This is a genomic window from Rhodanobacter koreensis (assembly GCF_054782855.1).
The window spans coordinates 802,214-815,875 of record NZ_BAAGRR010000012.1 but is presented as its reverse complement, the minus strand read 5'-3'; the positions used below and the strand labels follow the sequence as shown (position 1 = coordinate 815,875).

The 13,662-nt window shown below is 64.3% G+C and carries 16 protein-coding genes; 3 read left to right on the top strand and 13 right to left on the bottom strand.

The annotated features are described in order from the left end of the window. Positions 1-24 precede the first annotated feature (24 nt). From ACYVKM_RS17390 to ACYVKM_RS17360, 7 genes are all read right to left on the bottom strand, one after another. Positions 25-1,125, bottom strand: coding sequence for an acetylornithine deacetylase (locus tag ACYVKM_RS17390; protein WP_460878866.1), 1,101 nt, complete (start codon positions 1,123-1,125; stop codon positions 25-27). Next, entirely contained in the window at positions 1,122-1,571 is a 450-nt protein-coding gene (locus ACYVKM_RS17385; RefSeq protein WP_460878935.1) for a GNAT family N-acetyltransferase, read from the bottom strand. The genes ACYVKM_RS17390 and ACYVKM_RS17385 overlap by 4 nt, the downstream gene beginning before the upstream one ends. After that, on the bottom strand, positions 1,567-2,775 hold the full coding sequence (locus ACYVKM_RS17380) for an argininosuccinate synthase (RefSeq protein ID WP_460878865.1): 1,209 nt from the start codon (positions 2,773-2,775) through the stop codon (positions 1,567-1,569). The genes ACYVKM_RS17385 and ACYVKM_RS17380 overlap by 5 nt, the downstream gene beginning before the upstream one ends. Before the next feature lie 28 nt (positions 2,776-2,803). Continuing rightward, positions 2,804-3,283 (bottom strand): OsmC family protein, encoded by a 480-nt coding sequence (locus tag ACYVKM_RS17375; RefSeq protein WP_460878864.1) that lies wholly within the window; start codon positions 3,281-3,283, stop codon positions 2,804-2,806. Next, positions 3,280-3,906: an FMN-binding negative transcriptional regulator gene (locus tag ACYVKM_RS17370; protein WP_460878863.1), complete on the bottom strand. Its 627-nt coding sequence runs from the start codon at positions 3,904-3,906 to the stop codon at positions 3,280-3,282. The genes ACYVKM_RS17375 and ACYVKM_RS17370 overlap by 4 nt, the downstream gene beginning before the upstream one ends. A 23-nt stretch (positions 3,907-3,929) precedes the next feature. Then, positions 3,930-4,937, bottom strand: coding sequence for an N-acetylornithine carbamoyltransferase (locus ACYVKM_RS17365; RefSeq protein WP_460878862.1), 1,008 nt, complete (start codon positions 4,935-4,937; stop codon positions 3,930-3,932). 325 nt (positions 4,938-5,262) lie between these two features. After that, positions 5,263-5,808, bottom strand: a complete 546-nt coding sequence (locus ACYVKM_RS17360) for a glycine zipper 2TM domain-containing protein (protein WP_460878861.1) — start codon at positions 5,806-5,808, stop codon at positions 5,263-5,265. Positions 5,809-5,987: 179 nt separating this feature from the next. On the opposite strand from ACYVKM_RS17360, the gene cysS reads away from it, so the two are divergent. Further along, entirely contained in the window at positions 5,988-7,361 is a 1,374-nt protein-coding gene (gene cysS, locus ACYVKM_RS17355; RefSeq protein WP_460878860.1) for a cysteine--tRNA ligase, read from the top strand. A gap of 88 nt (positions 7,362-7,449) precedes the next feature. After that, complete coding sequence (locus tag ACYVKM_RS17350) at positions 7,450-7,896, top strand: SufE family protein (RefSeq protein WP_460878859.1); 447 nt, start codon at positions 7,450-7,452, stop codon at positions 7,894-7,896. Positions 7,897-7,992: 96 nt separating this feature from the next. On the opposite strand, the gene dksA is transcribed toward ACYVKM_RS17350, so the two are convergent. Then, positions 7,993-9,171, bottom strand: a complete 1,179-nt coding sequence (dksA, locus tag ACYVKM_RS17345) for an RNA polymerase-binding protein DksA (protein WP_460878858.1) — start codon at positions 9,169-9,171, stop codon at positions 7,993-7,995. Between the two features lie 44 nt (positions 9,172-9,215). Here dksA and yidD point away from each other — a divergent pair, with 44 nt between their 5' ends. Further along, the gene (gene yidD / locus ACYVKM_RS17340) at positions 9,216-9,560 is read left to right on the top strand and encodes a membrane protein insertion efficiency factor YidD (RefSeq protein ID WP_460878857.1); all 345 of its coding nucleotides are present in this window, start codon (positions 9,216-9,218) and stop codon (positions 9,558-9,560) included. A 249-nt stretch (positions 9,561-9,809) separates the two neighbouring features. Here the strand turns inward: yidD and folE2 are convergent, their stop codons facing one another. From folE2 to ACYVKM_RS17315, 5 genes are all read right to left on the bottom strand, one after another. After that, the gene (gene folE2 / locus ACYVKM_RS17335; RefSeq protein WP_460878856.1) at positions 9,810-10,757 is read right to left on the bottom strand and encodes a GTP cyclohydrolase FolE2; all 948 of its coding nucleotides are present in this window, start codon (positions 10,755-10,757) and stop codon (positions 9,810-9,812) included. Positions 10,758-10,866: 109 nt separating this feature from the next. Next, positions 10,867-11,706, bottom strand: a complete 840-nt coding sequence (locus ACYVKM_RS17330; RefSeq protein WP_460878855.1) for an isoprenoid biosynthesis enzyme family protein — start codon at positions 11,704-11,706, stop codon at positions 10,867-10,869. A 280-nt stretch (positions 11,707-11,986) separates the two neighbouring features. Beyond that, positions 11,987-12,667, bottom strand: a complete 681-nt coding sequence (gene gph / locus ACYVKM_RS17325) for a phosphoglycolate phosphatase (protein ID WP_460878854.1) — start codon at positions 12,665-12,667, stop codon at positions 11,987-11,989. Then, entirely contained in the window at positions 12,664-13,371 is a 708-nt protein-coding gene (gene ubiG / locus ACYVKM_RS17320; protein WP_460878853.1) for a bifunctional 2-polyprenyl-6-hydroxyphenol methylase/3-demethylubiquinol 3-O-methyltransferase UbiG, read from the bottom strand. The genes gph and ubiG overlap by 4 nt, the downstream gene beginning before the upstream one ends. Positions 13,372-13,399: 28 nt before the next feature. Continuing rightward, entirely contained in the window at positions 13,400-13,654 is a 255-nt protein-coding gene (locus ACYVKM_RS17315) for a YciI family protein (protein ID WP_460878852.1), read from the bottom strand. Positions 13,655-13,662: the final 8 nt, after the last annotated feature.

Below are 13,662 nucleotides of genomic sequence, written 5' to 3'. Positions count from 1 at the left end.
CGCACGATGGTCTTTCTTGTGTGCTTATGCGTTTCCACTGTCAACGATCCGGTAGATGGTTTCTGCGTACTGCTGCAACTGGTCGAGCGCGACCCATTCGTCGGCGCTGTGCGCCTGGGCGATGTCACCGGGACCGTAGACGAAGGCGATGTAGCCGGCGGCGGAGAACAGTGCCGCCTCGGTCCAGAAGTCCACCGCGTTGCCGATCGGCAACTCCAGTTCGTCGGCGATGTCGCGTGCGGCCAGCCGGCGTTCCTCGGCGCGAGCGGTATCGCCGGCCGGCAAGGAGGCGCCACGAAAGGTTTCGCTGAACTCCACCGGCGGCGGTTCCACCAGTGCCTGGAAGCGCTGCAAAAGCTGATCCGGGTCCATCGTCGGCAGCGGACGGAAGCCGAAGCGCACCTCCGCCGTCGGCGCAATCATGTTCACCTTGATGCCGCCCTCGATGCGGCCGATGTTGAAGCGCAGACCGGTGAGACCGCCAAAGCGCTCGTGCGATTGCGCGGCCACGAAATCCAGCGCGGCATCGCCCCAGCGCACCGTCTGGTGCAACGCGCTGTCGCTGGGTTTCTGTTCGCCCGACGCGTGGCCTGCATGACCAACGAAGCGCATCAGCACCGACTGGATGCCCCGATGTGCGAGTACGGCTTCCGCCCTGGTCGGCTCGGCCACGACGACTGCCTGGTACTCATGCGGTTCACTGAGAAAACCGGCAATGCAGCGCGGATCATTCGCTTCCTCATCGGTGGAAAGCAGCAGCGCCAGCGGGCCGTCGGTGGCATTCGCCACCGCGAGCAAGGCTGCCGCCGCGCCCTTGATGTCGCAGGCACCGAGGCCGATCGCACTGTCCGCGGTCACGCGCAGCTCGTGCGGATTCGCCGTCCAGTGCGGCGAATCCGGCACCGTGTCCATATGCACGTTGAACAGGTACTTCGGCTCGCCGCGCACGGCATGCAAGGTCACCGCGCCAGCGCCGTAGTCGGTCACCTTCACCTTGAAACCGGGCAGTTGCGCACGCAGGTAATCGAACATGCCGCCGGTGCCGATCGCACGCGGCGGATTGCGCGTGTCGAAGCCGACCAGCGCCTTCAGATGTTCCAGTGTGGATTGGAGTAGCGGGTTCATGGCCTGCCTGGCGCTCTTGTGTAGACGTCCGGATCGAGTTTTTCCATCAAGGTCTGCGGCTGTGCCGGTGCGGCGAAACCGAAGGCGGCATACAGCCCGTGCGCGTCGCTGGTGGCCAAGCTGAAACGGCGCAACCCCTGCAGTTGCGGGTGTGCCATGACAGCCGCCGTCAGTGCCCTGGCATAGCCTTGTCCGCGATGTTCCGGCAGCACGAACACATCCGCCAGATAGCCGAAGGTGGCGCCATCGGTAACCACCCGCGCGAACGCCACCTGACGCCCGTCGAGGTGGCCGCCGAAGCACAGCGAGCCGGCAATTGCCCGTTCCACCGTCGCGCGCGGGATGCCGCTGCTCCAGTAGGCCTCGGTGGAGAGGAAACGATGGATCAGCCCGATATCGAGCCGCTCCTTGTCCGTGGTTATCTGCAAAGCGCCCATGCGGTCAATCGCCCTTGCCCGCAGGGCGATTGACCTCGGCCCACAGCGTGCTGCTCATGCCGAACAGCTTGATGAAGCCCTCGGCCTCCTCCACGCCCCAGTCGGCCGACTGCGCGTAGGTGGCCCCCTTGGCGTTGAGGATATGCCTGGACTCGACCGCGACGGCGTTGACGATGCCGCCGCCGGTTTCCAGCATCACTTCACCGTTGACGGTGGACTGGCTCGACGCAAGGAAGGCTTCCAGGTCGGTCTTCAGCGGATCGTGGAAGAAACCCTCGTACACGATTTCCACCCACTTGCGTGCCACCTCGGGCTTGAAGCGGTTCTGCTGCTTGGACAGCACCGCCTCTTCCAGCGCGCGATGCGCGGCAAGCAGCACGGTCAGGCCCGGCGCCTCGAAGATGATGCGGCCCTTCAGGCCGATCGTGGTGTCGCCGGTGTAGATGCCGCGGCCGACGCCATACTGGGCGAACAGGCCGTTCAACTTGGCCAGCATGACGTGACCGGCGATCTTCTCGCCGTCCAGCGTCACCGCCTCGCCCCTGACGAAGCCGATCTTCACGCGCAGCGATTTGGACGGCCATTCGGCGCGCGGCTTGCACCAGCCCACCGCACCCTCGCCCGGCGCCTGCCACTTGTCGATCTCGCCGCCGGACATGGTCAGGCCGAGCAGGTTCTCGTTGATGGTGTAGGCCTGCTGCTTGGCGCGCACGCCGAAGCCGCGGTCTTCCAGGTACTTCTGTTCGTAGGCGCGGGTCTGCGTGTGCTCCTTCTGGATCTCGCGGATCGGTGCCACGATCTCGTAGTCGCCCAGCGCCTTCACCGTGAGGTCGAAGCGCACCTGGTCGTTGCCCATGCCGGTGCAGCCATGCGCAATGGCGCGGGTGCCCAGCTCGGCAGCGCGCTTGATCGCTGCATCGACGATCAGGTAACGATCGGAAACCAGCAACGGGTACTGGCCCTGGTAGCCCTCGCCCGCCTGCACAAACGGCTTCACGAAGCCCTCCCAGATCGCAGGGCCACCGTCGACAGTGACATGACTGGCTACACCCAACTCCTTGGCGCGCTGCTCGATATAGGCGCGCTCATCGGCATCCACGCCACCGGTATCGGCGAACACCGTGTGCACGGCCCAGCCGCGCTCTTTCAGGTAAGGCACGCAGAAACTGGTGTCGAGACCACCGGAAAACGCGAGAACGATGTCTTTGCTCATGGCTTGCAGATCCTGGAAAGAGAATTGATCAGACAGATGCGATCACGATGCGCGGTTCGCAGCGCACCGGGAAATTCATGGAATTGGCGATGAAACAGGCATGGTGCGCATCGTCATGTGCGGCCGCAGCCTTGGCCGGGTCGCTGGCCGCACTGATGGTCACCGTGGGATGCAGCACCACCTCGACGAAGCGACCACCATCGCCTTCGGTCGCCATCGTGCCTTCGGCAGCATCGCTATAGGCCGTCACCACCACGCCCGCCACCGTGGCCATGTGCAAGTACGACAGCATGTGGCAGGTGGACAGCGCGGTTACCAGCATGTCTTCCGGGTTGTGCCGGGCAGCGTCACCGCGGAACGTGGGATCGGATGAACCGGCCAACGTCGGCTTGCCGACGATGCGGATCTCGTGGTCGCGGCTGTAATTGCGATAACCGTCCGTGCCGCTGCCGAGATTGCCGGTCCATGCCACGTCGACGCGATAGTGGTGCCGATGTCCGCTGCTCACGAGTGGGAACCCTCTTGTTCGGCCATGAGATCGGCCAGTTCCGCGTCGCCATCCCCATCACGCAACCGCAAACCGCCGATCACGCCGAGGCGATTGGCTTCGGGATGGTTCTGGCTCAGCTTGAACTTGCCCTCGATGCGGTCGATCGCGATCTCCAGACCGACGATGCCGCGCAACGACTTCTCGATGTGATCTGCGGGCGCATCCGACACCTTCCATGGCGCCGGCAATCCCGACTCATGCCGATCGGTCAACGTCTCCAGCAGCTTGCGCAGCCAGACCGCATCCTCGACCACGCGCAGCCGGCCATGCACATGCACTACCGCATAGTTCCAGGTCGGCACCTCGCGGCCGGTCTCGTGCTTGCTCGGATACCAGTTCGGACTGATATAGCCGTCCGGTCCGCGGAAGATCAGCAACACCTCGGCGCCATCCGCCTGCCGCAGTTCATTGCCGCGCGCGACGTGTCCATGCAGCAGGTCGTCGCCGACCAGCTCGAACGGCAGGTGGTTGGCTACCAGCCCGGCATCCGTATGGATCACCACCGTGGCGAACGGAAAATCACGCATCAGCCCGTGCAGGGCTTCGATTCGCGCTTCCTTGAAATAGCTGGGTGTGTACATGGAGCTTCCCTAAAGAAAGAATCTCAACGACCGGCCATCAACGACGCCATCACCGCCTTCTGCACGTGCAGGCGGTTCTCGGCCTCGTCGATGGCGATGCAGGCGGGCGAATCCATCACGGCGTCGGTAGCCTTGATGTTCCGGCGCAACGGCAGGCAGTGACTGAACAGGCCGTGGTTGGTCAGCGCCATCTTCGCCTCGTCGACGATGAAGTGCTTGTGCGCGTCGCGGATCGGCTTCTCCTGCTCCCAGCGGCCGAAGAACGGCAGCGCACCCCAGCTCTTGGCGTAGACCACATCAGCATCAGTGTAGGCTTCCTCGATGTTGTGGCTGACCTTGAGCGAGCCCCCGTTCTGTTCTGCGTTCAGACGTCCGAACTCCATGTAGCGCTCGTCCAGCACGTAGTCCGGCGTGGGGCACAACAGGGTCACGTCCATGCCCATCTTCGTCGCGATCAACAGCGCCGAATTCGCCACCGCGGTGTTCAGCGGCTTCGGATGGTAGGTCCAGGTCAGCACGTACTTCTTGTTCTGCAGGCTGCCGAGGTGTTCCTTCATCGCCAGCGCGTGGGCCAGTTCCTGGCAGGGGTGGGTGATCGTCTCCATGTTGATCACCGGCACGGTGGCGTACTGCGCGAACGCCTTGATCACCTTGTCCTCGCGATCCACTGCCCAGTCCTGGAACTTCGGGAAGGCGCGCACCGCGATCAGGTCGACGTAACGCGACAGCACCCGCGCCACTTCGGCGATGTGCTCTTCCGTATCACCGTCCATCACGCTGCCCACCTCGAACTCGATCGGCCACGCGTCCTTGCCCGGCGACAGCACGATCGCATGGCCACCCAGGTGGAACGCGCCCAGCTCGAAGCTGGTGCGCGTACGCATCGACGGATTGAAGAACATCAGCGCGACGGATTTGCCGGCCAGCTGCTGGCCGCGCGGCGAGCGCTTGAACGCGGCGGCCTGCTCCAGCAGCGCATCGATCTCGGCGCGGCTGTAATCCTGGGTGGTGAGGAAGTGGCGAATGGTCATCGATCTTTTCCCTGCGGCTCCCGCCGCGTGAAATCAAAATCCGAAAACAAAAAACCCGGCACACAGGCCGGGTTTTATCGTCGATACACATGAAACGCGCGCGACAGCCTACCCGGCCGAATGTCGATACAACGGTCGGCGCGCACGCGACGTCATGCCAGCAGCCGCGCGGGCGCTGGTAAGTACGGTGGCGGTATAGACGGCTGCGGACATGCAGGGTTCCAGATGGTTGACACACATGATGGCGGCAATTTCGCTGCCATGCAACAAAATCTTGAACCCCCTGACGACATCACCGCCCGAAGGCGGCGATGTGAGTGGTGGATCAGTCAGCCGGATCGACCTGCACCCGCACGCGCAGGCGCTCGCCCGGATCGTAGTTCAGCCGCGACGTATACACCTCGCCACGATAACGGTATTCCACGTCATAGCCGATGATCCGGCGCTGTTCGCTCACCGTATTGACCTGGCTGCAGGTGGTCTGGGTGGTCTGGTAATCGCCCCCCTGATCCGACACGCGGTTGCCTACCGCACCTCCGACCACGGCGCCTCCCACGGTGGCCGCCGTGCGACCGTCGCCCTTGCCGATCGTGTGTCCCAGCACACCACCGATCACGGCACCGAGTACCGTACCGGCCGCGCTGTTGCCCGGGTTGTGTTGCACGACCTGCTGGTCATAGCACTGCTGTTGCGGGACATTCGTACGCGTGACGCCCTGCACAGGATCCGCGCGCAGTACGTCAGCCCATCCATAGTGGGCATTGTCATCGCTGCCCGGGGGCGGACCGGGTGGCGGGTAACGTGCATCCTGCGCATATGCACTGGAAGCCATCAAGGCCAGAACCAGTGCGGAGAGCCATAACTTGGTCATTGCGACCTCCCATCAGAAACGCCAAACGTGCCTGTGCACGCACTGAACACATTTCAGCAAATTCACGCTGAATACAGGCTTAGAGTTAACCTTACGCAACCATTCTGCTTACACCTTGTTAATATGCCGGGCCGATCGCGCCCCGCAAGCGCGCGGCCCACGCTGCGGACTTCCCCTCCATGCCGATTTCTCTCTACAACAGCCGGACACGCCGTACCGAAGCTTTCGAACCGCTCGATCCGGCACGAGTGACGATGTATCTGTGCGGCCCCACGGTCTACAACTACGTGCATATCGGCAACGCGCGCGGCCCGGTGGTGTTCGACGTGCTGGCGCGGCTGCTGCGTCGGCATTACCCGCAGGTGCTGTACGCCCGCAACATCACCGACGTGGACGACAAGATCAACGCTGCCGCGCTGGAACAAGGTGTCGAGATCGGCACGATCACCGGCAAGTTCGCCCAGGCCTACCGCGAGGACATGGCTGGCCTCGGCATCGCGCCACCCGACATCGAGCCACACGCAACCGCCCATATCGGGCAGATCATCACGATGATCGAAAACCTGATCGCCGGCGGCCATGCCTACGCGGCGGAAGGCCATGTGCTGTTCGACGTCGGAACCTATCCGGACTATGGCGCGTTGTCCGGCCGCGATACCGAGGAGCTGATTGCCGGCGCCCGCGTCGAGGTGGCTCCCTACAAGAAGCATCCCGCCGACTTCGTGCTGTGGAAACCCTCGACGCCTGAACTGCCGGGCTGGGACAGTCCGTGGGGCATCGGCCGCCCGGGCTGGCATATCGAATGCTCGGCGATGAGCGCAGCGCATCTGGGCGAAACCATCGACATCCATGCGGGCGGTGTCGACCTGCTGTTCCCGCATCACGAGAACGAAGTCGCCCAGTCCACCTGTGCGCACGGCGGCAAGCTGTTCGCACGCTGGTGGATGCACAACGGCATGCTCACCTTCGACGGCCGCAAGATGTCGAAGTCGCTGGGCAATGTGCTGCTGGTACATGAACTGCTGAAACTTCACGCGCCGGAGGCGCTGCGCCTGCTGCTGCTGCGCGGCCACTACCGGCAGCCGCTGGACTGGTCCGAGAGTGCCATCGCGCAGGCCGTGAGCACCCTGGACGGCTGGTATCGCGTGCTGCGCGATCTGGCCGATATCGAGTTGCCCGCCGGGACGCTGCCGGTGCCCACGGGGGTGGAAGCGGCACTGTGCGATGACCTCAACACGCCGCAGGCACTGGCCGAGCTGGCTGTGCTTGCCGATGCCGCACGCCAGACCGGCACGGCCGAGGCAAAGGCCGCCTTGCTCGGTGGTGGAGCCCTGCTGGGCCTGCTGCAGCAGGACGCGGAAGCGTGGTTCAAGCGCGGCGGCGAGCAGCCGGTGGATGCCGCGCGGATCGAAGCCTTGCTGGAGGAGCGCCGCAGTGCCCGTGCCGCGCGCGACTTCAAGCGTGCCGATGCGATCCGCGACGAACTGGCCGCCATGAGCATCGTGATCGAGGATGGCGCGCAGGGCACCCGGTGGAGCGTGCAGAAAAGCTGAGACTGCGCATCCGTCATTCCGGCCCCGACTGGAATGACGGATGCGCAACCATTTCACGGGTTCATGCGCGCTGCGCGATAATGCCCCCATGAACGTCATCGCCACCTCCAGCGCCGCCCAGGCACAACTCGACATCGCCGAGGAATTCGCCTTCTTCGGCGACTGGACCGAGCGCTACCAGTACCTGATCGACCTCGGCAAGCAATTGCCGGCGTTTCCCGAAACCGGGAAGACCGAGCAGTACCGCGTGCACGGCTGCCAGTCGATGGTCTGGCTGGTGCCCAGCGGCGATGCCTCGAAGATGCACTTCGAGGCGATCAGTGACTCGGCCATCGTGTCCGGCCTGATCGCCTTGGTACTGCGCGTCTATTCGGATCGCAGCGCAAAGGAAATCGTTGCCACCGAACCGGAATTCATCGCCACGATCGGGCTGGCCAAGCACCTCTCGCCAACCCGCTCGAACGGCCTCGCTGCCATGCTGGCGAAACTGAGGGGGTACGCGGCGCAGGCATTGGCGCCTGACCCGGCACCGTAACCTCGCCTGCTACACACCCGGGCCATGAAAAGCAAAAACCCCGCACGATGCGGGGTTTTTGCTTCATCCGTATCCGTGTGAATCGACCGGTTCGATTCAGTCGCCCATCTGCTTCTGCAGGTGTTCGCGGCGCTCCTGCGCGTCCAGCGACAGCGTGGCGATCGGGCGCGCATCGAGACGATCGATGCCGATCTCCTCGTCGGTTTCCTCGCAGAAACCGTAGCTGCCTTCCTCGATACGGCGCAGCGCCTTGTCGATCTTGGAGATCAGCTTGCGATAGCGGTCGCGCGTGCGCAGCTCCAGCGAGTTCTCGGTCTCGCGGGTGGCGCGCTCGGCCTCATCGCCGACATCACGCACTTCATCACGCAGGTTTTCCATGGTCTGGCGCGACTCCTCCACCAGCTGATCGCGCCAGTCGCGCAGCTTGTTGCGGAAGTAGGCCAGATGCATCGGGTTCATGTACTCCTCTTTGCTCGAAGGGTGATAGCCCTTGGGCAAGGTGATCGTACTGGTGGACGGCAGCGCGTAACGCCCATCCTCCCGGGTGATGCCGTTGTCGAGGTTTTTTGCAGCAAGTTTATTCATTGAGGACGACGAGTTTTTCTGATTTTTGTGAGAGGAGGCATGACTCGCGGCAGCCGGAGCTGCTCGCGGTGTCACCATGGCGGTGGCACTCGCCACCTTGCCCTTGAAGAGGGTGCTGGCGGGTGACGGGGATACGCTTTTGACGACCGGTACCGGGGCGGGAGCAGCCTTGGCTGCCGGTTTGGCAACAGGCTTGGCTGCAACATGAACTGGCTTGGCCGGTTTCGCGACATGCTTCACCGCCGGCTTGGCGGGCGCCGCGGTTTTCTTGGCTACTGGCTTGGTGACGGGTTTCGCAGTCGATTTCTTGAGGACGCCGCTCTTGACCTTGGTGCCCTTGACAGCAGCCTTCTTCAGCACCGGCTTTTTGACGGCAATCTTCTTGACGGCAAGCTTTTTTGCCACGACCTTCTTGGCGACGACTTTCTTGCCCGGAGCGGCTTTTTTCGGTTGTACCTTGGCCACGACCTTTTTGGGCGCCGGCTTGGCGACCGGTTTCGCCGGTTTGGCCGCGACTTTCTTCGCTGCCGCCTTGGCGACTGGTTTGCTCACGGTTTTCTTTGCGGGTGTCTTGGCGCTCTTCACGGTCCGCCCCTTTGTGGCAGCTGCTTTCGGCTTACCGGCCTTGGTAGCCGGAGTCTTCCCTTTCTGCGCCTTGGTGGCAGTCGAATTACGTGTCGTTTTCGCCATATCCCTTCACCGTTTTTGGCCGTGGCGGCCGGGTGTTATAGCCCATGTGTTCTACACCGGCAAGCATGCTTCTGGAATACTTGTACCACTTACATGCTTCAAGCCGTTCCGGCAACATGAATTTCCTGACCCGCTTGATACTGTGGTTGCTGCGTTTGTACAAGCGCTGGCTCAGCCCATTGCTCGGACAACGCTGCCGATTCCACCCCAGTTGCTCCGATTATGCACGGATTGCGGTCGCGCGCTTCGGCCCATGGCGCGGCAGCCTGCTGGCCGGCTGGCGGCTGCTACGCTGCCAGCCACTGTGCACCGGTGGTGAGGACCCGGTACCCGAACACTTCCATTATCCCCGCTGTCGCTGCCAGGGAGATTCTCCCGATATCCATTGACTGGCGATCAAGAACGCCGAACTCGTCAACCAAGACCCGCTCCCATGTCGAGCTGCGCGTGAAGCAGGGCGACATCGAGGCCATTGCTGGCGATCTCGATGGCCGCCCCCCGGCCAGCAGGTGATTGGCGACAATGTGTGTGGCTGGCGGTCGACCACCGAGTAGCAAGGTGGTCACTACCAACCGAGCTTGTCGCACCATCATGGAATCAAAAGCCGGCGGCCCATGCCTGCTTTGTGCAACGGGCGATTATGGCGTCGAGCCGTAACCGCCCTCGATCCCCTTGCTCGCATACGCCACGGCGTCATGCGGATGCAGGCTTTCCTGATGCTCGACGCGGATGTGGAAATCGCTGAGCGCGGCGTCGGCATCAAGCGCCTTCTGGATGCGCCGGGCGGCGTCCTCGCAGAACATCAGATTGCCGCCGTTGGCGAGCGCGAAGGCTTGTTCGTCTTCGCGCTTCACTGCCGTCTGCACCGGCGTGCCGAGTGCGTGTTCGACGCGGTCGATCAGGTCGATCAGATGGAAACCGGCGCCGGCCACGGGGCGAATGCGCAGGCGCGCCACGCTGCGCTGCGCGTGCGGGGTGGCGACGATGCCGTGCTCGCTGCCGAGCCAGGCCAGCACGGCCGCGTGGTCGATCGGCCTGGCGGCATCGAAGTCGCTGGCGAACTGGTCCTGGATCAGCTGGCGCGACAGTGCGGCCGAGGCCGGACAGGTGGAGGAATAAACCACTTCGGTGCCGAATTCGAGCAGAAAATCGTCACCGGTGAGGCTGGCTTCGATGCAGACGGGATACGCACGCCAGCCGCTGTTTTCGCTGCGCAAGGCAGGGCGGCGCACCAGATGCTCGAAATGGATGCTGAGGCAGGCGCGATCGGACAGATCCTTGTGCGAATCCAGGAAACCGCGCAGCAACGCGTGCAGCGAATCGGCGGTGAGGGTCTGCGTACTCAGCGCCTGCTCGACCTGCAGGTACAGCCGCGACATGTGGATGCCGCGCTTGTCCGGCCGCTTCAGGTTGACGAAGGCACCGACCTTCGCGCTGGCGCGCTGCACATCGCCGTCACCGGCATCGAAACGTACCGGCACCTGGATATCGGCCATGCCGACCCAGTCCAACGCGCCGGCGAGATGCGGCTGCGCATGGACGGCAACGTCGGGGAGCAGGCGGGCGGTATTTTCCTGGTTCGGCATGGGGAAATCCTGGCATCGACGATGTAGGTCGCCGTGAAGTTCATCAAGTTTGGGGCAGGCAGTCCGCTGCACAATAGTGGCGCGGCGGAAACACTGCGTCTTGCATGAGTCAGGGCAACTGCCGGTGCCACGCCCGCGCGGCCTGCCATGCCTGCAACGCGGTGGCCAGACCGGCATGCGGCTGTCCCGCCTGCAAGGTGGCCAGAGCATCTCCCGTATGGACGGCACGCTGCGCCAGCTTGCTGCCGTGACGCGACTCCAGTGCGCGAAACACGCTGAGCGGCCCGGCCAGAGCTGCTGATCCGCGCCAGCTGGCCAGCAAATCGTCCAGTTGCGCCTTGACCGCCTGCTGCCGCGCCTCACCGGGTGCACGCAGTTGCGCGCGACTCAGGCCGTGCCGCGCCAGCCGTGCCATCGGCAGTGGCAGGCGGTCGCGATCGGCGTCCTGCTCCAGTCGCAGCAGCGCGTAGAGCAGGTGATTGAGTGTGGCGACCCGTGCCGCGCGCGCCGGCAACGCCGCGCTGCCGTACCACCAGGCGGTTTCCAGTGCAGCCAGCGCACCGTGCAGCGGCATCGCGGCATCGAGCTGGGCAGGAAAGTCCGCGGCGGTGCCCTGCTCCAGCTGGGCCATCGCGGCCAGCACCGGCGCCAGCCAGAGATCGCTGGCGATGGCGTGCGCACGTTCGTCATCGAACAGCACCTGGGTCAGCGGATGCCGTCCGCCGCTGGCAGCAGCACCGCTCAGCTCCTCGGCCCACCAGTTGAGCTTGGCCACCGCCACCTGGGGTTCGCGGATGCCGTAGGCGGCGCCGAGCAGCTCCTGCTCCAGCGCGGCCAGCGCGACGTGGCCGGGATAGCGACGGCCATCGACAAACGCCAGCGCCACGCGCTGCTGTGGCTGCACTGCCAGCCACTTGTCGATGAAGCCCTGCAGTAAGAGCGTGCTCATGATCTCCCCGCAGCTCGCGTTGCCGTTGAGTGGCCGTCAGGTGGTGGTGCGTGGCGCAGCGCCTGACTGGCCGTCAGGTCAAGCCGCGCGCCGCCGCATGGCGGCCACTCAACGGCAACCCTTCGGGCCGGGTCTGTTTGCCCGCATGCCGGCGTCATCATTCGGTCGTGTACCGACGTACACTCCCTCGTTCTTCCTTGGCCTGCGCGCAAACAGCTCCCGGCGCGGGCTACGGGGAGATCATGAGCACGCTCTAGGGCATTTTGTTCGACCAGCTCGATCATGCGGCGACCGGTTGCAATTGCAGCAGATCGGCCAGCTCGGCCGGATGATCCAGCACCGCGTCGGCACCCCAGGTGTGCGGATCGCCACCGTCCAGATAGCCCCAGCTCACCGCGACCGTGTAAAGGCCTGCAGCCGTGCCAGCCTGGATGTCGCGGCGATCGTCGCCGACGAACAGGCAATGCGACGGCTCCACGCCGGCGCGCTCGCAGGCCAGCAGCACTGGCGCCGGATCGGGCTTCTTCACCGGCAGCGTATCGCCGGACACCACCGAGCTGGCGCGGCTGGCCCAGCCGATACGGTTGACCAGCTCGTCGGTGAGGAAGGCCGCCTTGTTGGTGACGATGCCCCAGCGCAGACCCTGCGCTTCGATCCGCGCGAGCAGGTCGTCGATGCCTTCGAACGCGCTGGTCTGCTGTGCCATCACCTGCTGGTACAACTCGAGATAACGCGGCACCAGTTCAGCAAGCGCAGGCTCGCCCCGATCGGCGAAGGCACAACGCAGGACAGCACGTGCACCACGCGAAACCACTTCACGCACCGGCGCATACGGCGGCGGCGGCACGCCCTCTTCCACACACTGCGCGACCAGTGCGGCATACAGATCGGGCGCGCTGTCGAGCAAGGTGCCGTCCAGATCGAACAACACGCCCTGGATGTTTTCCGGTAGCGATTTCATGCTGGCTTGTGAGCGCTGAGCAAGTAGTTGACCGCGGTGAGACGGCTGAGCCACGCCTTGCGCTGCAACGGGTTGTAGCCCAGTCCCGAGACATCCTCCAACTCCAGGCCGGCCCGTCGCAACAGCCGGGCAAGTTCGGACGGTTTCAGGAATTGCGCGTAGTGATGGGTGCCACGCGGCAGCATGCGCATGATGTATTCGGCGCCGAGGATGGCTGCGCCAAATGCGGCCGGCGTGCGATTCAGGGTGGACATGAACAGCCGACCGCCGGGCTTCAGCATCGTCGCCAGATCATGCACCAGTGCCGCCGGATCAGGCACGTGCTCGATCAGTTCCATGCAGCATACGGCGTCGAAACTGGCTGGTTCCGTCGCGGCCAGCTCGGCCGAGGATTGCACGCGGTAATCGACGTCGAGGTTCGACTCGTGCAGATGCAACCGGGCAACGTCGATCACCTTCTGCCCCAGGTCGATACCGGTGATCTTCGCACCGGCGCGCGCCAGCGCCTCGCTCAGCAGGCCGCCGCCGCAACCGACATCGGCCACGCGGGCACCACGCAGATCGGCGCGTGCCGCGATATAGGCCGCGCGCACCGGGTTGAGGTCGTGCAGCGGACGCGATTCGCCGTCCGGATCCCACCAGCGTGCAGCCAGCTGGTCGAAACGGGCGATTTCCTCGGGACTGACATTGGCGGTCTGTGACATGGTCGTGTGCTCAAGAAGTACGGGCAGCCTAGCTGGCCTGCCATTCATGGACGGTGATCTCCCAACCGCCACTGGTGTGCGCCGGATCACGCTGCACGATGGCCATGGCTTCGTCCAGATCGTTCGCGCGCAGTAGATACGCACCGCCGGACCCGTCACCGAACGGGCCGTTCATTTCATTGCGGCCCTGGGCGCGCAGTTCGGCGAGAAAGTCACGATGCGCCGATACCATGGCTGGGTCGACATGCGGCTTGCGCAGCAGGATGACGAGATAGCGGTTCACGGATTTCC